General features: G+C 62.2%; 15 protein-coding genes. 4 read left to right on the top strand and 11 right to left on the bottom strand.

The features are described from left to right. Position 1 precedes the first annotated feature (1 nt). A complete protein-coding gene (lepA, locus tag KUF55_RS08585) occupies positions 2-1846 on the bottom strand; it encodes a translation elongation factor 4 (RefSeq protein ID WP_132363751.1) in 1845 nt (614 codons plus the stop codon). A gap of 135 nt (positions 1847-1981) precedes the next feature. Here lepA and KUF55_RS08580 point away from each other — a divergent pair, with 135 nt between their 5' ends. Beyond that, positions 1982-2557 (top strand): type II toxin-antitoxin system PemK/MazF family toxin, encoded by a 576-nt coding sequence (locus KUF55_RS08580; protein ID WP_132363749.1) that lies wholly within the window; start codon positions 1982-1984, stop codon positions 2555-2557. 42 nt (positions 2558-2599) lie between these two features. Here the strand turns inward: KUF55_RS08580 and KUF55_RS08575 are convergent, their stop codons facing one another. Continuing rightward, positions 2600-3649 (bottom strand): AraC family transcriptional regulator, encoded by a 1050-nt coding sequence (locus tag KUF55_RS08575; protein ID WP_218818581.1) that lies wholly within the window; start codon positions 3647-3649, stop codon positions 2600-2602. A gap of 318 nt (positions 3650-3967) precedes the next feature. Here KUF55_RS08575 and KUF55_RS08570 point away from each other — a divergent pair, with 318 nt between their 5' ends. After that, positions 3968-5812 carry an FAD-dependent monooxygenase gene (locus tag KUF55_RS08570; RefSeq protein WP_218818580.1) on the top strand — a complete coding sequence of 615 codons (1845 nt, stop codon included), beginning with the start codon at positions 3968-3970 and terminating at the stop codon, positions 5810-5812. A 318-nt stretch (positions 5813-6130) separates the two neighbouring features. Next, entirely contained in the window at positions 6131-6391 is a 261-nt protein-coding gene (gene rpsT / locus KUF55_RS08565) for a 30S ribosomal protein S20 (protein WP_132363743.1), read from the top strand. 388 nt (positions 6392-6779) lie between these two features. Here rpsT and holA read toward each other — a convergent pair whose 3' ends face one another. The 9 genes from holA to KUF55_RS08520 all read right to left on the bottom strand — a co-directional run bounded on the left by holA (position 6780) and on the right by KUF55_RS08520 (position 21465). Beyond that, positions 6780-7778 carry a DNA polymerase III subunit delta gene (gene holA, locus KUF55_RS08560; RefSeq protein ID WP_218818579.1) on the bottom strand — a complete coding sequence of 333 codons (999 nt, stop codon included), beginning with the start codon at positions 7776-7778 and terminating at the stop codon, positions 6780-6782. Positions 7779-7876: 98 nt separating this feature from the next. Then, a complete protein-coding gene (locus tag KUF55_RS08555; RefSeq protein ID WP_218818578.1) occupies positions 7877-10345 on the bottom strand; it encodes a ComEC/Rec2 family competence protein in 2469 nt (822 codons plus the stop codon). A 646-nt stretch (positions 10346-10991) separates the two neighbouring features. Beyond that, positions 10992-12194: a Fic family protein gene (locus KUF55_RS08550; protein ID WP_255557394.1), complete on the bottom strand. Its 1203-nt coding sequence runs from the start codon at positions 12192-12194 to the stop codon at positions 10992-10994. A 238-nt stretch (positions 12195-12432) separates the two neighbouring features. Continuing rightward, the gene (locus KUF55_RS08545) at positions 12433-13134 is read right to left on the bottom strand and encodes a ComEA family DNA-binding protein (RefSeq protein ID WP_218818577.1); all 702 of its coding nucleotides are present in this window, start codon (positions 13132-13134) and stop codon (positions 12433-12435) included. A gap of 104 nt (positions 13135-13238) precedes the next feature. Then, entirely contained in the window at positions 13239-14366 is a 1128-nt protein-coding gene (locus tag KUF55_RS08540) for a DegV family protein (RefSeq protein WP_218818576.1), read from the bottom strand. A gap of 23 nt (positions 14367-14389) precedes the next feature. Continuing rightward, on the bottom strand, positions 14390-16906 hold the full coding sequence (gene leuS / locus KUF55_RS08535) for a leucine--tRNA ligase (protein WP_255557393.1): 2517 nt from the start codon (positions 16904-16906) through the stop codon (positions 14390-14392). A gap of 264 nt (positions 16907-17170) precedes the next feature. Beyond that, positions 17171-18685 carry a glycerol kinase GlpK gene (gene glpK / locus KUF55_RS08530; protein WP_218818729.1) on the bottom strand — a complete coding sequence of 505 codons (1515 nt, stop codon included), beginning with the start codon at positions 18683-18685 and terminating at the stop codon, positions 17171-17173. A gap of 110 nt (positions 18686-18795) precedes the next feature. Continuing rightward, positions 18796-19524, bottom strand: coding sequence for an MIP/aquaporin family protein (locus tag KUF55_RS08525; RefSeq protein WP_218818575.1), 729 nt, complete (start codon positions 19522-19524; stop codon positions 18796-18798). A 234-nt stretch (positions 19525-19758) separates the two neighbouring features. Continuing rightward, complete coding sequence (locus KUF55_RS08520) at positions 19759-21465, bottom strand: glycerol-3-phosphate dehydrogenase/oxidase (protein ID WP_218818574.1); 1707 nt, start codon at positions 21463-21465, stop codon at positions 19759-19761. A gap of 228 nt (positions 21466-21693) precedes the next feature. Here KUF55_RS08520 and KUF55_RS08515 point away from each other — a divergent pair, with 228 nt between their 5' ends. Further along, complete coding sequence (locus KUF55_RS08515; protein ID WP_370630968.1) at positions 21694-22770, top strand: sugar-binding transcriptional regulator; 1077 nt, start codon at positions 21694-21696, stop codon at positions 22768-22770. Positions 22771-22780: the final 10 nt, after the last annotated feature.

Here is a 22780-nt window from a genome sequence, read left to right as displayed (position 1 = left end):
ACTATTTCTTCTTGGGCTCGTCGGAGGAGAGGGCAACAATGAAGGCTTCCTGCGGAACCTCCACACGACCAACCATCTTCATGCGCTTTTTACCGGCCTTCTGCTTTTCGAGCAGCTTGCGCTTACGGCTAATATCGCCACCGTAGCACTTGGCCAGAACGTCCTTACGGATCGCCCGGATGGATTCGCGGGCGATGATGCGTGAGCCAATGGCCGCCTGAATCGGCACCTCAAACTGCTGGCGAGGAATGAGTTCGCGCAGCTTCTTGGTCATCATCAGTCCGTAGGCGTACGCCTTGTCGCGGTGAGTGACGGCGCTAAAAGCGTCAACCTGCTCACCCTGAAGCAGAATGTCGACCTTTACCAGGTCGGAAATCTGTTCGCCGTCGGCCTTCCAGTCCAGCGAGGCGTACCCGCGGGTCTTGGACTTGAGCACGTCGAAGAAGTCGAAGACGATTTCTGCCAGCGGAAGCCAGTAGCGGATCTCCACGCGTTCCTCGGAGAGGTAATCCATGCCGCGCATCACACCACGGCGTGACTGGCACAATTCCATGATGGCGCCAACAAATTCGTGCGGTGCCAGAATCGTGCCGGCAACCATCGGCTCGTGTACCTCGAGAATCTTCCCGTCGGGGAACTCACTCGGGTTGGTCACGGTGCGCAGCTTTTTGTCATCGGTCATGACCTCGTACACCACGTTGGGTGCGGTGGAGATCAGGTCCAGATTAAACTCGGCTTCCAGGCGTTCGCGAGTAATTTCCAGGTGCAACAGACCCAGGAAACCGACGCGGAAACCGAAGCCCAGAGCCACGGAGGTCTCCGGGACGTAGGTCAGCGCCGCATCGTTAAGCTGCAGCTTATCCAGCGCGTCACGCAGGGCCGGGTAGTCAGAACCGTCGATCGGGTACAGACCGGAGAAGACCATCGGCTTCGGGTCTTGGTAACCGCCCAACGACTTATCCGCCGGCTTGGCAAAGTTGGTGACGGTATCGCCGACCTTTGACTGGCGAACGTCCTTCACACCGGTGATGAGGTATCCCACCTCACCGACGCCCAGGCCCTTGGAAGGAACCGGCTCCGGTGAGGAGACACCGATTTCCAACAGATCATAAACGGTACCCGTGGACATCATCTGGACCTTCTCGCGCGGCGAGATGTTACCGTCAACGACTCGGACATAGGTCACGACGCCGCGGTAGGTGTCGTACACCGAGTCAAAGATCATGGCGCGTGCCGGTGCGTCCGGATCCCCGACCGGGGCTGGCAGGTCGCGAACGACCTTGTCCAGCAGGGCTTCAACGCCCATGCCGGTCTTGCCCGACACCTGGAGAATGTCCTCCGGTTCACAGCCAATGAGTTTGGAGATCTCCGCCGCATACTTTTCCGGCTGTGCGGAGGGAAGGTCGATCTTGTTCAGCACGGGAATGATCGTCATGTCATTCTCCATCGCCAGGTAGAGGTTTGCCAGCGTCTGGGCCTCAATACCCTGGGCGGCGTCCACCAACAGGATCGCGCCTTCGCAGGCGGCCAGCGAACGCGAAACCTCATAGGTGAAGTCGACGTGCCCGGGGGTGTCGATCATGTTCAGTGCGTAGGACTGACCGTCAACCTCCCATGGCATGCGAACAGCCTGGGACTTGATGGTGATGCCGCGTTCTCGCTCGATATCCATTCGGTCCAGGTACTGGGCCTTCATATCGCGTGAGGAGACGACTCCGGTGAGCTGCAACATCCGGTCGGCCAGGGTCGACTTGCCGTGGTCGATGTGGGCGATGATGCAGAAATTTCTGATGATCGCCGGATCTGTCGCGGCAGGCACCGGTGCGGTGCGGGCCAAGGGTGACACGTAAGGGACCTCGCTAATGGGGGACGAAAATGTTCAGGGGCGCGCAACTTGCTGCGCACAGGCCATTGTCCCATGACTAGGGCCACGGTGTCGCACCACGAGGCGAACGCGAGTCCAAACTGGTAGTTTGACCACATGAAGTTCAATACCTCAGCCATTCTCAGGTTCATCGGCCGCGCACTCGGATCCGCACTGAGGGATGCAGCAAAGCAACAGGGTTCCAACGCGAACCGCGGCTCAAACCGCAGCGGTTCTTCACCCTCGACGGGTCGGCCCACCGCATCCAGAACGAGCAGCAATGCCACGGGAAGCTGGGAGTTCGGCGGATATCCCGGGGATTTCCGGGGAACCGTTAACGCGCTGTACGCACCGCAAGCCGATGGTCGCCCGGACCCAGGGGAAGTTGTTTGGGCCTGGGTTCCCTATGAAGAGGACCACGCTCAGGGTAAGGATCGCCCGGTGTTGTTGGTGGGCCGTGATGCCAACTATTTGCTGGCGCTGATGCTGACGTCCAAGGACCACACCAATACGCGCACCAACGACAGGGACTACCTGGACGTCGGAACCGGAGCCTGGGACAAGCAGGGGCGCCCGAGCGAAGTGAAACTGGACCGAATCATCCGCCTGAGTGAGGGCGGCATCCGCCGTGAGGGCGCAATCCTGGACCGCCAGAACTTTGCGCGTGTTGCCGCAGGCTTAGCCTCGGCCTGATTCCGGCTTCCCTGCCCGGCATCTAGCCCTGCGTCGCGCCGCTCATCCAGCGGCGCGGCGCAGGGCATCTTTTCGTAGCTGCAACGGCGTGGTGCCGTAGTGGGCCTTAAAGGCACGAGTGAAGTAACTTTGCGAGATGAACCCGACGCGCATGGCCACCTGCCCGACTTGCAACCGCCCATGCGCCGGATTAGACAGCAGCTCCTTGGCCACCTCTAGGCGCCTCACCCTGATGTAGCCACCGGGAGGTTCCCCCGCTTCACGGAAGATCCGTGAGAGATGGCGTTCGCTGAGTCCCAGCGCCAGCGAAATTTCGGCGATCCCCAGGTCGGGCTCACCCAGATGATCGTCGATGAAACTATAGGCGGCCAGCAGATAACCGGCACTGCTGCTGCGTTCCTCTCCCATGAGGAAATGCCCGAGCATCTCCATCACCGCGGTCTCTGGATTCAGGGGTCCGTCGGGGACTTGAGCGAGGTGCCGGGCCGAGATGGTGTCGCTGACCAGCTTGGCCAGTGCTCGTAGTTGAGGGTTTGATCCCGACGAGCCACCGAATTCCACCACGCGCGGCCCGAGCAACGGCTTGCCACCGTTAAGCTTCAGATACTCTTCTCGCGGAATGGTCAGGACCATCTCCTTCAACCCCTTGCCGAATCCGCGCATAAAGGGACTGTCCGCGTCGTGAATGACGGCCTGCCCGGGTTTAAGGAATTCGTTACCGCCCCGGTGGAAGAAGAAGGCCTCTTGCTCCAAGGTGAAGAAGATGGCGATGGCATCGGTGGGATTCTTCTTGATGAATGCCTCGTTGCGTTCAACTACCTGCGAGCTGCCGGTAACGCCAGCGAATCTCAGCGCTCCGTGCCGCAGGTTAATTTCTTGGGCAAGCAACGGCGATTCATCAATGGTCCGAATGTCCAATGGCAACAACGCCTGCGCGTTGTGCTGCTCCCACAACTCCAGTCGACTGGTGGCTGGAAGGCCCTGGGTACTGAAGAGATGTCGGGCTGGCCCGGGCGCGAGAATCCTCGGCAGTGGGAGTTTCCCTTCATCGGCCGCAGGCAACCCTGCGCCATCGTCATTGTTTTGCCCCATGAACATTGAAGTGTAGCCCTCATCACACTCGGGCCAAAGTCTTCCATGGCCCCTCGACGCACCTATCGCGGGCGACGACTTATCCATCCAGGCGGCCGGGCGACAGGTTCGCTTACGCCGAAACGGCACATCACGCGACATCGACTTCCGCTACGGCCGGCTAGTCGCAGAATTTGACCACGAAGGACGGATTTTGGCACGGGGCGGACGTGAATGTGATTTTGCCAACCATGGTGCGATGTGAGCTGCAACACTTTTGGCATAGCCCAGCTCCCCCGCCCTAGGGCGGAGAGCGTTAGACCGAACGGGAGTCACCCAATGCCAATTTTCAACGATGGAATTGCCGAAACCGCATCACCGGAAACCGCCAACATTGTCCAGACAGATGTCCTGATTGTCGGCTCCGGCCCGGCAGGCAGCTCGGCGGCACTCTTCCTGTCCAACCAGGGCATTAAGAACATCATGATCACCAAGTACCGCTGGACTGCCAACACGCCTCGGGCCCACATCACCAACCAGCGCACCATGGAAGTGCTGCGCGACGCCGGCATCGAAGACCAGGTCTTGGCCGAGGCAACGCCGCACGAGCTCATGGGCGACACCGTCTACTGCGAGTCGATGGCCGGCGAAGAAATCGGACGCCGACCCACCTGGGGCCTGCGTCCGGACCGACGAGCAGACTACGAGCTGGCTTCCCCCTCAATGCCCTGCGACATCCCGCAGACTCTGCTGGAACCGATCATGCTCAAGAACGCCACGATGCGCGGCACACAGACGCAGTTCTCGACCGAATACCTCAGCCACACCCAGGACCGCGACGGAGTGAGCGTACAGGTGCTAAACCGGCTCACCGGTCACCAGTACACGATCCGCGCCAAGTACCTCATCGGAGCCGACGGCGCACGTTCAAAGGTCGCTGCTGACATCGATCTGCCCATGGAAGGCGCCATGGACATCGGCGGCTCCATGAACATCACCTTCAAGGCCGATCTGTCCCACCTCGCAGCACACCGCCCATCAATCCTTTACTGGGTGTTCAATCCCGGATCTAACATTGGCGGTTTGGGTGCCGGACTGATCCGCATGGTCCGCCCCTGGGATGAATGGCTGATCTGCTGGGGCTTTGACATCAACGGCGAACCCCCGGTGCTTGATAACGTCGAGGCAATCCGTGTGATTCGGAACCTGGTGGGAATCGACGATCTCGAGGTGGAGATCTTGGGCTATTCACTGTGGGGCAACAATGAGCAATATGCCACGCACCTGCAGAAGGGACGTGTTTTCTGTGCGGGAGATGCCATCCACAAGCATCCGCCAAGCCACGGGCTGGGCTCCAATACCTCTATCCAGGATGCCTACAATCTCGCGTGGAAGCTTGCTGCGGTAATCAAGGGGGAAGCCGGCGAGGAATTGCTCGAAACCTACTCCGTGGAACGCGCCCCGGTGGCCAAGCAGATTGTCACCCGAGCGAATAACTCCGGACGTGAATACAAGCCGATCTTCGACGCGCTGGGTGTCACGGATGCTGCCACCGATGAGGAGTTCGTCGAAAAGCTCAAGCTACGTAAGGAGAATTCTCCCGAAGGCGCCGCGCGCCGCAAAGCGCTGCGGGAGGCCCTGGATAACAAGGACTATGAGTTTAATGCCCAGGGCACCGAGATTGGCCAGTTCTACACATCGACTGCCGTGGTAACCGACGGCGGAACACGTCCCGAACCGACGGAAGACCCGATGCTTCACCACCAAAAGTCAACGTATCCGGGGCTGCGCCTACCGCACGCCTGGCTCGGTGACAGGGATCGGAAGTTCTCCACTCACGACATCGCCAAGGGCACCCAATTTACGCTCTTTACCGGCATCACCGGACAGCGGTGGGCAGATGCTGCCGTGGCTGTCGGCGCGCAGTTGGGCATCAAGCTCCAGGCCGTTGTCATCGGCGAAGGTCTTGAGGTTCAGGACCTCTACGGCGATTGGCTTCACCAGCGCGAGGTGGAGGAAGACGGCGTGATTCTTGTCCGTCCCGACAAGCACATCGGCTGGCGTTCGGATCGTATGGTTGAGGATCCGGGCACCGCTCTTGCCGCGGTATTGTCCTCGATCCTGGGTAGAACCGACTCCACCGTCGAGGTGTCGGTCGATGAACTGATGGAATCTGCACACTAGAGTCCCACCCGCTGTGACGCAAAAACCTGTCCCCTTCGCCTTTGCGGCAAGGAGGCGGGTTTTCGCGTGTCTGCGCCCGGTCGGACGGGGGCCCAATCATGAATCGGCAGGCTCCAGAGCGGTCGTAAGTCACAACACGAATGTCCCCGACGTGTCGAGATGGCCACCTGAACCTGCTAGTATTACATCTTGTGTGTCCGCGCAGGTCGACGGGCACTTCTCCCGGGTCGCCATAGGTATCCCCACGCCGCTCAGTCAATGGCCCGGAAGATATCCCTCACCGACCATATAAGCGATGAGCAAGAGAGTTTAAATACAGTGGCAAATATCAAGTCCCAGAAGAAGCGCATTCTCACCAACGAGAAGTCGCGCCAGCGTAACGCTGCCGTCAAGTCCGAGATTCGCACTGCAATCCGCGCAGTTAACACTGCCGTTGTAGCCGAAGACAAGGATGCAGCAACTGCAGCACTGCTTGCAGCTGGCCGCAAGATCGATAAGGCCGCAACGAAGGGTGTGCTGCACAAGAACAACGCAGCAAACCACAAGTCGGCCATCTCCAAGAAGGTTAACGCCCTCTAAGGATTGCTTCACTGCATCGGCAGGCTCCCTCTCCCCCATATCTAGGGGAGAGGGAGCCTGCCGTTTTTTAACTTCACGCAGGATTTCAAAAATCGAGTTCTGCTGGTGGGTTTCATCCGCCGCCAAACCTCGACCACAGTGCCTACGGCTCACGAGCTGGACCTCAATCCGTGCTCAGCGTGCCATGCTGTGCGACGTGCGAGCAGATCTTCACTCTGCGCGGCCGAGCTATCATCGCGGCACCGGGCTGTACTTTCTCGCCCGGCACCCTGACTACGCTCGCGCAGGGCCTCATCTCGCTTTATCGGTGTGAATAACCCGCCCACGAGCGCACCGCGACGCTCACCTTCAGCTCGGGCGCAATATTTCTGCCCGCGAAGATGAATCTTTAGTGTCGAGCCGCCAAGGAAATCTGCATCACTGCGCGCTCCACCGCGTACTCGGGATCGCGAGATGCGCCCTTTACCTGGGCATCGGCTTCGGCGACCAGACGAATACAGCGGGCAAGGTCCTCGGCCTTCCAATTCCTGGCCTGTTCCTGCGCCTGCTGGACCTGCCATGGCGCCATACCCAATTCGCTGGCCAGCTGTCCGGAGGACTTACGAACACCTGCGACCTTCGCGACCTGACGGAGCTTCATGGCGAGCGTGGCAACGATCGGCACCGGGTCGGTACCCGTGGCCAGTGCATGGCGCAAGGTGCTTAACGCAACGTCTGCGCGTCCGGCTAGGGCGGCATCGGCTACCTTGAATCCCGTGGCCTCAACCCGGCCTCCGTAATACTTATCAACAACATCCTGGTCAACGGCGCCGGTGGTGTCCTGGAGCAGCTGGGAGCAAGCGGCAGCCAACTCGGAGAGATCACTGCCTAGCGCTGCCACCAGGGCTCGGGACCCCTCGGCGGTGAGCTTGCGTTTTGCAGCACGAAACTCCTGGGCCACAAAGTCGATCTTTTCGGCGTCCTTCTTTAGCGGCTGGCAATCCACCACGATGGCCCCGGCAGCCTTGAGCGCGTCAAGCAGCTTCTTTCCGCGTACTCCACCGCTGTGATGCATCACCAGGGTGGCGTCGGGCGCCGGCGATTTGGCATAGGCCAGCGCATCATTGAGGAAGTCCTCGTTCATGGTGCCCAGCTGACGAATCTCGATGAGCTTAGTTTCGCTAAAGAGCGAAGGGCTGGAAGCCAGAAGCAGTTCGCCGCGTTCGTAGCTATTGGCTTCAAAGCGGGTCATTTCGATCTCCGCGCTGCCGCGTAGGGCCGTACGCACGGTTTCGAAGGCACGGCTGGCGAGCAACTCTTCGGAACCTTGCAAGAGGATCAGCGGTGCCGGAGTCACCGACCGCCAGGAAATACCGGCATTCTTGGACGTGCCTCGTGGCGCTGCCATGACCAACCCTTTAGATAGTGATTTTCAAACCTTATCGATCCTATCGCCAACGACAATCTGCGGCATCACCGGATGCCTCAGGTACGGGACCGTGTTGATCACCGGGTCGCGGAAGGCCCAAGCGATGAGACGCTCAAGCCACGGTCACCCCAGCCCACGATGATGGTTCCGCTCAGATCCGTGCGCATGACTCTCACGTTGTTTTCCTCTAGTGCCCGCAGCGCGGTATCGGAGGGGTGACCATAGGTGTTGTCCTTACCGACGCTGACCAAGGCCAGTACCGGGCGCACCGTGGGTGCGGTGCGCACTCCTCCGTTAGCGGCTCCATGGTGGGAGACCTTCAAGATGTCGGCGTGTGTGATGGTTCCCTGCGCAATGAGCTGGTCCATCGCCTCTTCCTGCATGTCGCCGGTGGCAAGCAGTGACACCCGGCGATCCGCACCCGGGACCTGAATCTCGAACCTGATGACCAGCGACGCGTCGTTCTCTCCCGTATTAATACCGCCCGGGATGGGTCCCAGTACGTTCCACGACACGGTTCCAGCACTACCGGTAGCCCCGGAACCTAGCTGGGTTGCCGTCTTCTGCTGACCCGAGGCATCGGCTAGGTACGGCGGATCGGCAGGATCGTCGGCGACCGAATAGAAGAAGCTACTCACCGTGCGTCCTGCCGCGACTCCGGCGATCCCGCCATCGTGGTCGGCGTGGCGATGGGAGATGAAGAGTGCCGCCACGTTCTTGACCCGCAGGCGTTTGAGGCAAGCATTCATGGCCGCGGGCTCTTTGCCCGTGTCCACCACCACCGCTCCCGCCGCCCCGGCGTTGAGGACCATGCCATCCCCCTGACCCACATCGCAGGCCGCAATGATCCAATCGGTGATCACCGGCACCGGGACCAGTGCCGTCAGGGGCAATACCAACCCGAGCAGCACACCGGTGACAACACTCTGGACAGCGAGCAGAATACGCGAACGCCAGTGTCCGGCTGTCGGAGGAACATACCCCAGGGCGATCAGCGCCCCCACGAGAATGCTCCAGGCCAACAGAATGCCCGCCAGACCAACGGGCCACGGGCGCAGCGCGCCGGGCAGTTCCGCAATCCAGATGCCCAGCAAACCCACCACCATGGTCGGCATACCCGCCACCCAGATCAGCGCCACACCGAGCACCGACAGCGGTACCAGCACCACCACACCCAAGGTCCCTGCCACGGTGATGAGCGGAATCAACGGTGCCACCAGCAAGTTTGCCGGCACCGAATAGAGCGAGAAACTCGGGTTCAGGGTCACCAACACCGGCAGGCAAGCGATCTGTGCCGCGACGGAAACTGCCGTGCCCTCGGCGAGGAAGGCAGGTAACCAGCGGTTCAGCCGCTGTGCCATCCGTCGCCCCATCAACACGATCCCGGCCGTGGCCATCGTCGATAGTTGGAAGGCAGGTTCCCCGGCCAGCCACGGATCAACGGTCAGGAGTACGAGCACCGCCAACCCCAGTGTGGCCAACGCATTTCTTCCCCGATTGGCGTGGACTCCCACGGCAGCGATGCTCCCCATCACCGCCGCCCGCAACACACTGGGTTCGTTTCCGACTAGGAAGACAAAGCCGAGCAGTGCCGCCAGCCCCAGCAGTAACGTGGCGGCCCGCCCGAGTCCCGCAGATCTGCTCAGCGCCAGCACAAATCCCAGCACTAGGGCGCAATTAGCGCCGCTGACGGCGCTGAGGTGTGAAAGCCCGGCAACCTTCATCGCCGTAGATAGCTCCTGATCCATGGGACTACGATCCCCAAACACCATGCCCGGCAGCAACGCCCTAGCAGGGTGCGGAAGAGCGGCGCTGTTATCCGTAAAGCGCTCACGCATGTGCTTAAACACGCTCGGCGCAGCATTCACCCCGACCACTTGCAACGGCGCTGCCGCATTGATCCAATACTGCTGCCGGTCCCCCGGTTCACTCGATGACACCGTGGCCAGCAACTCAACGGTACTGCCGGTACTCAACTCACCGTTCGGAGCCTTGGACTCAGCAAAGCTCAGCCGTACCGGCACCGCCGCACGCACCCATCGACCATTGCTGCTCACGGCCACGCTGCGGGCATCGGCGGTAAATTGCGTATGTGCGGGCGCGCCCGGGGTGAATCTGTTAGTCACGGTGCTGGTGCTCGGAGCCGATGTGAGTTCCAATTGGATGCGTACGGTGGAACCATTGTGAGCCGCCGCGTCCAGTGCTGGATCGACGAGGCCAGCGCCCGAGAGAAGTAATTGCGTACAGACGATGGCCGCCGCACCACAGCCCAAGGCAAGGCCAGCAAAACTTGGAGTGGCCGACTCCCCTATTTGCCCATGCCTGCGCCGTAGGAGCAGCAGCACCCCGATCCCTGCGGCTAACCACAAGCCAAGGGCCCAGGGAATCAATCGGGCCTGGCTCAACCGAACCCCTGCGGATGCGCCAATCCACGCTCCGAGCAGAGACCAGCCGCCCCGCAAATCCATGGGTCCGGGAGCCGGTTCGGCTTCGTCCTTCGGGCGCCGAGCCAGCAGAGCACGAAGGAAGTCGGCAAGCCGCCCCACGCCAGGGACCGAATTCGGCCTGCCTCTTGCGACTAAACCAGCCCACCGGTGAGAACCCATGTACTCAAGTCCACACGATCGCTTTCATGTTGCGGTTCCAGTGGCGCCGGGATGTGGAGAACGCCTAAAGCATTTACTGGCACCGTTGCCAAAGCACACCGTGGTCTCGGTCCACTCAGTTACGCCGACATCGTGGCCGATTTCGGACATGCTGATGCTCATAACGGGGTGTGCGGAAACGACGCCGATGCGGCCATCCAGCCGAAGACGGCATCGGCGCCAACTATCAGAATTAGGTCGTAGTCCCCTGACGCCGAGGATAACCAGTGTGCATCCACCGTTACCCGCAATGCCTACCGGTCATCAATTCAGGTTCGACGGGAGTAAAGAACCAAGCGGTCGAGTCACTAAAGCAAAGTCCGCAGGCGGTGTCCCGTCTCTATTTGGCGCTACCCACGGGGCGTCCGCTTGAGGGACACTTGTTGAGCCCAATGCCAAGGTCGGGGCCGATGTGTGGAACATGCGCATAAACGCGGCTCACACTTTGACGGCTACGCTCCAAGACTGAAGGCATTCACCGCGAAAACTGGCGGAAAAGCGCATGCCAGATCTTTCCATGAGTGTCGAGCCTCTGGGATTGAAGCTCTCAGCCACGGCGGCGGCGGGCCCGTGCACCGAATGCATCGAGTGCGGCGAGGATCTCCGGCGCTTGCCAGATGCGGTTCCTGCGGCCGAGGCTGGTCTGGGTAAGCACCTCGGCGTCGACCAGCCTGTCGATGGCGTTCTGTGCGGCGACTTCGCTGATCTGCAACTCACTGGCCAGCGTCTTCGCGTTCACAACGGGTTGGCGGAGCAGGTAGCGCTTTGCCCTGTGCACGGATGAGTCGCTTCGGGCCACGACCACGTCGCCCCAGCGCGCAGCTGCGGTTTGGATATCACTCACGAGCTCACGGCCATTTCGGATCGCTGCAAAGGACGCCTCCGCAACGGCCCTGACTATGTCCTCTGGATTCCCCGCTCGATACTCGGTTAACGCGCGAAAATAAGCTTCGGTGTCATGCAGGAGCCCGGCCGACACGGGAACTGTGACATTGCGGGTCAGCCCTCCGTGTCGGAGCATACCTTGCAGGAGGGCCCGTCCTGTCCTGCCGTTACCATCGGGGAAAGGGTGAATGGTCTCGAACTGCGCGTGCGTGATCGCCGCTTGGATAAGCACCGGAACGTCGGTACGCCCGGCAAATTCGACCACGTCGGCCATCAGGCTGGGCACTCGCGTGTGGTGAGGCGGCACAAACGCTGCCGCATGCGGCGATATGCTGCCGCCGCCGATCCATACTTGTTCCTCGCGCCAGGAGCCGACATACTCGGGTGCAGAGTCACGTAGCAGTGCATCGTGCATGGAGATGATCGAGTTCCCGTCCAACTGATCCGAGAGAGCAATCGCCGCCGTCATGGCGCGTACGTTGGCAATTACCAAGCGCGCGTTTCCGGACTTCGACTCGCCAATCTCCGCGAGGGCCACCTGTTTGGCACTAGAGGTGAGGTTCTCCACCTCCGAGCTGGAGGCGGACTCACTACGTAGCAGGATCGACGCGAAGGGTGCCGCGATCATTCCGGCCTCAGCGTCGAATCGGGCGAGTTCATGGCTCGCATCATCGGCCAAGGCGATCAATTCGGCGGGCAAGATCACCGGGGTTGCGGCGACGAATGGCGGGACCGCCGCCTGGTAGTCACCGCGGGCTTGGAGCTTGGCTCGACGGGAGGCTATTTCGTTGCCTGGACGCACCCACGGATGTGCTTCGTAAGCCGTGGCCGGCCAGACGTGGAGGGGCGGCTTATCTATGCTCACCACCCAACCATACCAAAGGCTATCCAGTTAAGCTTTGGTATGGAAAATTCTGGCCAAATTTATAGAGAGTCCTCCAGATGGTTGGTGGGAGATCCAAGAATTTAATCATCCCGGTGTCCGCACCGGTACTCCCAATGACGGTACCAATGAAGAATTTGCTGACGAACGTTTTGGATAGTCTGAACCCGCACACGGTATCTGCCTGCGTACGGTTTGAATCCCGAGCAGGGACCGCGATTCATTCGAACACCACCGCATCACGCAAATTTCCCAGCAGGGCAGGGCCGATCCCACTGACGGCATCAAGTTCCGCCAGATTCTTGAAGGGTCCGTTGGCGGTACGGAAATCAAGGATGCGTACCGCCAGTGCCGGGCCGATGCCCGGAAGCTCTTCCAACTGACTTTGATTCGCGATGTTGATATTGAGTTTTCCGCCCGGCGCGCTTCCCACTGCGGATTGCGAAGCGGCTGCTGGCGGCGCTGCTGCGGAGTCCCCGGTGTGTGGAATGCGGATTTGTTGTCCGTCTCCGAGCTCGGCGGCCAGATTGATGGATTCCGGAGCAGCATCGGGAGCTAGCCCACCGGCGCGCTTCACGGCATCAAGTACTCGAGATCCCAAGGGGAGGGAATAGACTCCCGGCTTCTTCACGGCACCGATGAGATGGATGACGACCGTGGCGCCGCCGCTGGCATGAGGCACCGATTCCTGCGCGCTCGGCGGTGCTTCGCTAGCAGAACTGCCTATGTGTTCCGGAGTTCCGGCCGCGGCTATGGGAATCGACTGCGCCTCATCCGGCGCACGTGGAAGGGGATTAAAGACCAAGGAGACAGCGATCCAGGACAGTGCGCCGAGGATCAGGACGATGGCAGCGGAACGGCCAACGAGCACACGCCAACGCCCGGGGACCGGCCCCAGGTTGGCTCGCTGCTCATATTCCACCCACTCGTGAGCTCCCATGCTCTCAAGTGCACGCCCGTTCAGATCCGCGAAGACTGAGGCGCCGTCCGTATGTGGAGAACCGGCGAACGCTTTCGCCTCAACCGCTAGGGGGTGGGATCCGCCGGCGGCACTGGCCCAGGGTGGCGTGAATCTTTGCGTGCCTCCGCGCGCTGCCGCGCTCCATTTTTGGGTCGCGGTTCGGCTTTGGGCCGTGGTTCGGCCCGAGGCTTGGGTTCCGCCCGCACGGGCTTGGGGACCGGTGGAGCCTGACCACCGGCGATGGCCACGGCCAATACTCCAACACCGGTGTGCGCACCGAGTACCGCTGGCACCGGGACGGCCAGGACCTCAAATTGCGAGGCACCGGCCAGCTCATGGACAATTTCCTCGGCGGCCTCAAGATTGCCGAAGTAATGTACCGCCATCCGCACCGCCGGCCCACGAGCCTGAGCCTCGGCGCGGGCGATGGCCACCAGTCGGGCCACGGTGCGGGATTGGGTTCTGACCTTTTCATACGCGATGATCTGTCCATCGCGCATCGACAAAATCGGCTTAACGTTGAGCAACGTGCCAAGCATTGAGGCAACGGTACCAATCCGCCCGCCCTTACGAAGTTGCTCAAGAGACGGCACGGCGAAGTACACGTGATTATCGGCCGCGGATTGTGCCAGCGCTTCGAGCTCATCGGCGCTTGCTCCGGTCGCGGCACGCTCGGCCGTGGCCATCACAGCGAAGCCCTGGGCCAGGGCAACGGTGAGTGAATCAACAACGCGCACCGGAACCGGCGCGGAGGCAGCTGCTAGGCGCGCTGCCTCCACCGTTCCGGAGAGCTTCGAGGAGAGATGGATGGAAATAATCTCGCTGACCCCGGCTTCGGCCAGTTCCCGGTAGGCGCGCAGCAGCGTACCCGGTGCGGGGCGGGAGGTGCGTACCGGCTGCCCCATGGCCAGGCCCAGGGCCAGCTCGGTGGGTACATCGTCGCTACCTTCGGAGAAAATCTGGTCGTTGACCATCACCGGCATCGGCACCATGCGCACAAAACGCTGGTGCGCGGCCATCCAGGCGTCCGGAAGGGCAGCGGCCGAATCCGTCACGATGCCCACGGGCACCACCGTTTTGCGCTCGGTAGAGCTCTCGGTGGTGCCGCGTGAGCGCCGCGGGCGTAAGCGCTCCATCCAGCCGCCGGGGCCGGTGGCCCGCGGCGGTCGGATGTGAGACTCGGATGCGTCCATGCCCTGTAGATTACCGCCTTTAGTTAGGAAGCCGGCACCACGTTGACGAGTTTCGGTGCACGAACGATCACCTTGTTGATGGCCGCACCATCAAGGTAACGCACCACTGCCTCATCCTTCAGTGCCAGGGCCTCCAGGTCCTCGGCGCTGATGTCGGCCGAAACTTCCAGCCGTGCCCGGACCTTGCCCTTGATCTGCACCACGGCGGTGACGGTGTCCTGCACCAGCAGGGCCTCATCAACGGTCGGCCAGCCGGCGTTGGCGACGGCCGGTTCGTGGCCCAGTGCCGCCCACATGTCCTCGGCGGTGTACGGGGCGAAGAGCGAGAGCACGATGGCCACGGCCTCGGTGGCCTCGCGTACCGCGGGATCCGCCGCACCGGCACCGGAGTCGATGCTCTTGCGGGTCGCGTTGACCAGCTCCATCATCTTGGCGATGACAACGTTGAACTTGCCACCGTCAAGCATCCCGGTCGCCTCGTGGACGGCCTTGTGGGTGATCTGGCGCAGTGCCTTATCCCCGGTGGTGACATCCGCTCCCACCTCACTGGCCACGTCCTGGGCCAGGCGCCAAGCGCGGGCCAAGAACTTGGAGGAACCACCCGGGGACACATCTGCCCAGTCCACGTCGTCCTCCGGCGGGGAGGCGAAGATCATGGTCAGGCGCACGGCGTCAACACCGAACTTATCCAGCTGCTGACCCAGATCCACACCATTGCCCAGCGACTTGCTCATGGCCTTGCCGCCGTTGAGCACCTGCCCCTGGTTCAACAGGGCGCTGAAGGGTTCCTTCACATCGATCAGACCCAGATCGAAGATGACCTTGGTGAAGAAGCGCGAGTAGAGCAGGTGCAAAATCGCGTGCTCAACGCCGCCCACGTACTGGCCCACCGGCATCCAGTCACGAACCGCCTGCGGGTCAAAGGGACCCTCGGTGTAGTTCGGGGAAACGAAGCGCAGGAAGTACCAGGAGGAGTCGACAAAGGTGTCCATGGTGTCGGTGTCGCGCTTGGCGGGGGCACCACAGGTGGGGCAGGGTACGTTGACCCATTCCTCGACGGCTGCCAGCGGGGAGGTGCCCTTGGGCGCCAGCTGCTCGCCGCGCAGATTCTCCGGCAGGCGCACCGGCAGCTGGTCATCGGGAACCGGGACCTCACCACAGTCGGCGCAGTGAATGATCGGGATCGGCGTGCCCCAGAAGCGCTGACGGCTCAGGAGCCAGTCACGCAGGCGGAAGTTCACAAACTTCTCACCGGTGCCGGCCTCGGTCACGATGTCGATGGCGCGGGAAATGCCGTCGGCCTTGGGCAGGCCGTTCAGCTCACCGGAGTTCACCAAAACACCTTCACCGGTGGTCGCAATGCCGGTTTCGGCCGGGTCCTCGGCGCCGGTATCAACGACCACGCGTACCGGCAGGTCGAAGGTGCGGGCGAAGTCCAGGTCGCGCTGGTCGTGCGCGGGCACGGCCATGATCGCTCCGGTGCCGTAGTCGGCCAGCACGTAGTCCGCGGCCCAGACGGGCAGCTTTTCCCCGTTAAGCGGGTTGATGGCGTAGCGGCCGGTGAAAACACCGGTCTTTTCGCGTTCGGTGGCCTGGCGTTCGATCTCGGAAAGCGCCTTGACCTGCTCCTGGTAGGCCTCGAGGGCTTCGCGGTGTTCCTGCGTGACCAGCTGATTGGCCAGCTCGGCGTCGGCGGCCACCACAAAGAAGGTGGCGCCGTGCAGCGTGTCCGGGCGCGTGGTGAAGACCGTGGTCTTGTGGGCTTCCTGGGACTCGGTGGCTTCGATGACGAAGTCAACGTGGGCGCCCTCGGAGCGGCCGATCCAGTTCTTCTGCATGGCCAGCACGCGCTCGGGCCAGTGGCCCTTCAGCTCGTCCATGTCATCAAGCAGGCGGTCCGCGTAATCGGTGATCTTGAAGTACCACTGGTTCAGCGACTTCTTGGTCACGATGGTGCCGCAGCGTTCGCAGGCACCGTTAACAACCTGCTCGTTGGCCAACACGGTCTGGTCGGTCGGGCACCAGTTCACCGGGTGGTTCTTGCGGTAGGCCAGGCCCTTGTCGTAGAAGCGGGTGAACAGCCACTGGGTCCAGCGGTAGTACTCCGGGTCCGAGGTGTGGATGCGCCGTTCCCAGTCGGCGGAGATCGCGTAGCGCTTAAAGCTGGCGGCCTGGGTGTCGATGTTCGCGTACGTCCACTCGGCGGGGTGGGCATTGCGCTTGATGGCGGCGTTCTCGGCCGGCAGACCGAAGGAGTCCCAACCAATCGGGTGCATCACGTTGTAGCCCTTTTGGCGCCAATAGCGCGCTACCACATCCCCCATGGCGAAGGCCTCGGCGTGACCCATGTGCAGGTCGCCGGAGGGGTAGGGGAACATATCAAGCACGTAGCGGCGTTCGGCGCTGGAATCGTCCTTGGGCGTGAAGACGCCGAGTTTTTCCCACACCGGGGCCCACTTGGCTTCCATCGTGTGGAAGTCGTAGGCCGCTGCTGTGGACTCGTTGTCAGCGGTATCGGTGCCGGTCGGCTGGGTGCTCACTATCGTGTTTCGCCTTCTTTTGTTGCTGCGCCTGATGGAGGGGTGGAACGTGGCTGCGTGACTGCGGTTCATGGAGTGCATCGGCGGCAAAGACCCCCTGACACACAAAAGCCCCTTGGCAAACAAGGGGCGGCCGCATGGGGTTCATTCCATGCGGCTAAGTTAGCAAGAGCACTGCGTTCATGCCCACATTCTACCTTACCGAGCGTGGGCCCCGCGGGCGCGCCTTCGACGCGCCCGCGGGATCTGCACCACTAGTGCGCCCTAGCGCACGTCCTCATCAACCCAGTCGAAGGTGCGCGTCACGGCCTTCTTCCACAGGCGCATCTGGCGATCGCGCTCGGCATCCTCCATGGCAGGTTCCCAGCGCTTGTCCTCGGCCCAGTTGGAGCGAAGTTCCCCCAGATCCTTCCAGAACCCGACGGCCAGGCCCGCGGCATAGGCGGCGCCCAGGGCCGTGGTCTCGGTGACCTTGGGGCGGATCACCGGAACACCGAGCAGATCGGCCTGGAACTGCATCAGCGCATCGTTGGCCACCATCCCACCATCAACCTTGAGCTCGGTGAGCGGAACCCCCGAATCGGCGTTGACGGCATCAAGCACCTCACGGGTCTGGAAGGCGGTAGATTCCAGGGCGGCACGCGCGATGTGGTTCTTGTTGGCATAGCGGGTCAACCCCACGATGGCCCCGCGGGCATCGGCACGCCAATACGGGGCAAAAAGCCCGGAGAAGGCAGGAACGATGTACACCCCACCGTTGTCCTGCACCTGAGAGGCCAGTACCTCCACCTCCGCGGCGGTGGAAATCATCCCGATGTTATCGCGCAGCCACTGCACCAGCGAGCCGGCCACGGCGATCGAGCCCTCCAGGGCGTACACCGGGTCCGCATCGCCGAGCTTGTACCCCAGGGTGGTGAGCAGCCCGTTGCCCGAACGCACGATCTCTTTGCCGGTGTTGAAGATCAAGAAGCAGCCGGTGCCGTAGGTATTTTTCGCTTCACCGGCATCGAACGCCGCTTGGCCGAAGGTTGCCGCCTGCTGGTCACCGAGGATCCCCGCGATCGGGACCTCGCGCAATAGCTGCGAGGAGTGCACGTGTCCGTAGACCTCGGAGGAGGATTTGATCGCCGGCATCATGGACGCGGGCACCGCGAAGTCGGCAAGGATCTGTGCATCCCACTCCAACTTTTCTAGGTCCATAAAAAGGGTGCGTGAGGCGTTGGTGACGTCGGTGATGTGCACTCCGCCATCGGTTCCGCCGGTGAGGTTCCAGGTGACCCAGGTGTCGGTGTTGCCAAAGAGCAGGTCCCCGGCCTCGGCGCGCTCGCGGGCGCCATCGACATTGTCAAGGATCCACTTGATCTTCGTACCGGAGAAGTACGGTGCCAGCGGCAGGCCGACCCGCTCCTTGTAGCGGTCAACTCCGCCATTGGCCGCCAGTTCCTCCACGATGCCCTGGGTCCGGGTGTCCTGCCAGACAATCGCGTTGTAGACGGGCACGCCGGTGTGCTTGTCCCAAACGACTGCCGTTTCGCGTTGGTTGGTGATGCCGACGGCGGCGATGTCGTGGCGGGTGAGGTTGCCGCCGGCCAGCGCGACGGCGATGACCTCACGGACGTTGTTCCAGATCTCCACGGCGTCGTGTTCCACCCAGCCCGCATGCGGGAAGATCTGTTGGTGTTCCATCTGACCGGTGGAGACGGGTTTGCCGTCGTGGTCAAAAACGATGGCGCGGGAGCTGGTGGTTCCCTGATCAATGGCGATGACGTATGTGGACACGGTGTTTGACCTTTCAACGAGGTGCGGTGTTGTGCTGCTCTGGGTGGTGCTGTTATCGGTGGTGGTGCCGGCGCCCTGAGTGCGTGCTGGCCTCTGGATCGGTTCTCCCATTAGAACAAGGCTCCCGCGCCCAGACCACCAGCGACACCGCCGAGGAGTGGGCCCACGACCGGAATCCACGCGTAGGACCAATTACTGCCACCCTTACCGCGGATCGGCAGCAGGGCGTGGGCGATGCGCGGACCAAGGTCTCGTGCGGGGTTAATGGCGTAACCGGTGGGTCCGCCCAGCGAGGCTCCGATGCCCACCACCAACAGTGCCACGGCCAGTGGGCCCAAACTGTGCGGTGTGGTGCCGAATCCGGAGATCACAAAGACCAAGACGAAGGTGGCGATGGCCTCGGTGAGCAGGTTCCAGCCCGGGGCTTGAATGGCCGGTGCCGTGGAAAAGACCGCCAGCTTGGTGCCTGGATCCTCTTCGGCATCAAAGTGCTTTTTGTAGGACAGGAAGCACAGGGCCGCACCCACCATGGCCCCGAGTAGCTGTGCGGCAAAGTAGATCAGTGCAAATCCGAGGGTCTTGGCGACTCCCGGGGCAAATTCACTCACGTCGGGGTTGACCCACAAACCCACCGTCACGGACGGATTCAGGTGCGCTCCGGAGGCCGCGGAGACCCAGACTCCGGCAAACACTGCCAGACCCCAACCGAAGTTGATCATCAGCGGGCCCCCGCCGCGCCCGTTGGTTTTGTTGAGCAGCACGTTGGCCACCACACCACCACCTAAGAGCACTAGCAGCATGGTGCCGAAGAACTCGGCGGTAAAGACCGTAAGAGACATCGTTGTTCCTTCAGTGTTTATAGTGTTGATTCGCGCGGCGGGCTTTTGTGGGCCATTTTTCACGCGGCTAGGCCGTTTTTCGGCATGACAAAGACCGCGCCCACCTATGCGGTGGGACGGAAAATTTAGGGGATCATCACCCGCACGAGGGGATGACGGTGAAACACGGGGTGGCAGTGCCGGGCTACCGCCTTCGCGCCGGCCGGTGGGCGGGCGCGAAGGGGAGCACGTGAATCAGGCGTTAGTCAGGGCCAGGTTCGATCCGTGGTCTTCGGTGAGCACGCGCGCGCATTCGCTCACCTGGCGTGCTTGTTCGGCGGCGTCCCAGCCGAGGACCGGCGCGATGGCGTCGGCCACCTGCACCAACAGTTCATTGGTCACTAGCCCGCGGAAGGCCAGCGAGGTCCGCCGGATGAACACGTCGCTGAGCATGCCCAGCTGCTCGTGTTCGGCGAGGTAACGCAGCTCGGCCACCGACAGCTCGGCACAGCCGGGCAGGGTGGGATCGTTGGGGCCGATGGCATCAAGCACCGCATCGGCCCGGGTGCCATAACGCGTGAGCAGCACCTCGAGGCGGTCCCGGGAGGCGAGCAGTGAACGCGCACCAAACCAGGACTGCAGGGCCGCGGAGGACTCCGGGAAGTTCTTGCCACCACCGATGGGCAGCCCACGGGTGCTCACCGTGGAACTTACCCCAAGTTCATCAAGCACCTTGCCACCCAGGGTTTCCCCGAGCGCGCGGAAGGTGGTCCACTTGCCACCGACCAGCGAGAACATGATGGATTCCCCGGCCAGCTCGGTACGCTCGATCCGGTAATCGCGGGAGACGAAGCCCGGGGCCGTGTCATCGTGGCGCGGAAGCGGGCGAACGCCGGAGAACTTGTAAACAATCTGTTCGTGGCCCACCTCGATGGTGGGGAAGACGTGGCGGATGAGTTCAAAGAAGTACTCGACCTCCGCATCGGTGCAGCGCGCTGGCTCGCTCATGTCGGCGTCAATATCGGTGGTCCCCACCAGGACGCGGTCACCCATCGGGTAGATCAGCACGATGCGCCCGTCGGAGTGCTCAAAGAAGATCTCGCGTCCGCCACAGGCGGCCAGCAGGGCGGGGTGGTCCAGCACGATGTGGCTGCCCTTGGTCCCGCCCATAAACTGACTCGGGGCACCGATGGATCCGTTGGTCAGATCCACCCAGGCACCGGTGGCGTTCACGATGATCTCGGCGTCGAAGTCGAATTCTTCGCCCGTGAGTTCATCTCGCAAGCGGGCACCGGACTCGTTGTGGCCGATGAGCGAAACGTAATTGGCCGCTCGCGCCTGACGGTTGGCTTCCAGCCCGTCACGCAAAACGTCCAGGGTGAGGCGCTCGGGGTTGTGGACGGAGGCGTCGAAGTAGGTGGCGGTGTACTTCACGTCGGTGCGTAGCATCGGAAGCTCGGCCAGCGAGCCCTTGGTGCCACGGAACTTGTGCCATGGCGTGTTACGTCCACCGGCACCGGCGAAGAGATCGTAAATCACCAGGCCGGCCTTGATCAGTACTGCTCCGCGTTCGGTGGCCTTGCCGCTACGGTGGGTCAGAAACCGCACCGGGGCGGAGAGGATGCCGGAGAAGGTGGAGAAGATGGGGATGGTGGTGCGCAGCGGCTTGACGTAGTGCGGAGCAATCTCCAGCAATGAGTTGCGTTCCTGCACCGATTCATGGACCAGCCGGAATTCGCCGTTTTCCAGGTACCGAATACCACCGTGGATCATGTGCGAGGAGGCACCCGATGCCCCTTGGCAGTAGTCACCGCGCTCGATCAAGGCCACGTCCACACCCTGCAGGGCGAGTTGCCGGAAGGTCGCCACTCCGTTGATTCCACCACCGACGATGAGCACCTTGGCGCCCGGCCGGGACCGGAGCGCGGCTAAATGGGAACGGTGGGAGGCTGCGGCTGCCACGATGGGGCCATCCTTAGAACTATGCTGCGGCGAATAAGCGTGCTTCACATGGTCCTGTCCAGATTACCGGCTCAATACCGCCTATGCGGAGCGTTCCGATAACCCTTTGGAGAACTTCCCATCACCCCCTGCGGGGCTTTGAGTCAAAACCATGTAGTAGCTAGTCTTGTCACTGGAGAACAAACTCGTCAATTCATCTGCACATATGTGCACAAAAGGACCGAACCGATGCCCAACATGCCCCTGAACACGGCGCCGACCTCACCCGGGACTGGTGCTTTTGTTCAACACGTCACATCCGCGACTCCCCCACGCGGCACCCGCGGGACACCCGGACATGGCCAGCCCCGGGAGCGTGACGCACTGCGCGCCGCCCAGCTGTACTACCTCCAGGACCTCACCATGGAGTCGATCGCCAAGGAACTGGCCGTCTCGCGTTCCACCGTCTCGAGACTGCTTTCCATGGCCCGGCGCACCGGCTTGGTGAACATCGAAATCAACGCAGGTGGTGACCGCAGCCCAGTGTTGGTGCGCGAACTGGAACACAAGTTCGGCATCAAGGTCCACGTGGTGCCCACCGACGGGGCGCTCGCCGACGCCGAAATCCTCGAACGCGTGGCCACCCACGCGGCCCACGTGCTCAATACCCTGGTGTCCTCCGGGATGACGGTCGGGGTGGCATGGGGCTCCACGATGCAGGCGCTCTCCCTTGCGCTGATGCGCAAGCCAACTCACGACACGCTGATCGTTCAACTGAATGGTGCGGCCAACCCGCAGACCACCGGGCTGACCTACGCCTCGGAAATCCTGCAGCGTTTTGGTGCCGCCTACACCGCCCGGGTTGAGCAGTTCCCGGTCCCGGCGTTCTTCGATCAGGCTAGTACCCGCGAGGCCATGTGGCGGGAGGGCTCGGTGCGCCGAGTCTTGGGTGTTCAGCAGGGCATGGGGCTGGCGGTCTTCTCACTCGGCGCGACCGAGGCGGCGGTGCCCAGCCAGGTCTACCGCGGCGGTTATCTCAGCCCCGCGGAATCGGCGGCACTCCACGAACACGGCGTGGTGGGCGACGTGGCCACCGTATTTTTTGACGGCAGCGGAAGCGACGAGGGAATCGAAATCAATTCTCGGGCCACAGGTCCCACCCTCCGCGCCCTACGCAAGGTTCCCCGGCGACTCTGTGTACTCTCCGGAGCGGGCAAACTACGCGCCCTGCACGGTGCGCTGGCCGGGGGGCTGATCACCGACCTAGTGCTCGACGAGGGAACCGCACTGCGCCTGCTCAACGCCCCACCAAGCTCCAGCCATTAGGCTTGATCTC

The sequence above is a fragment of the Paeniglutamicibacter sp. Y32M11 genome, assembly GCF_019285735.1.
In the GTDB taxonomy this organism is placed as follows: domain Bacteria; phylum Actinomycetota; class Actinomycetes; order Actinomycetales; family Micrococcaceae; genus Paeniglutamicibacter.
This window is presented reverse-complemented; position numbering and strand designations above follow the sequence as displayed.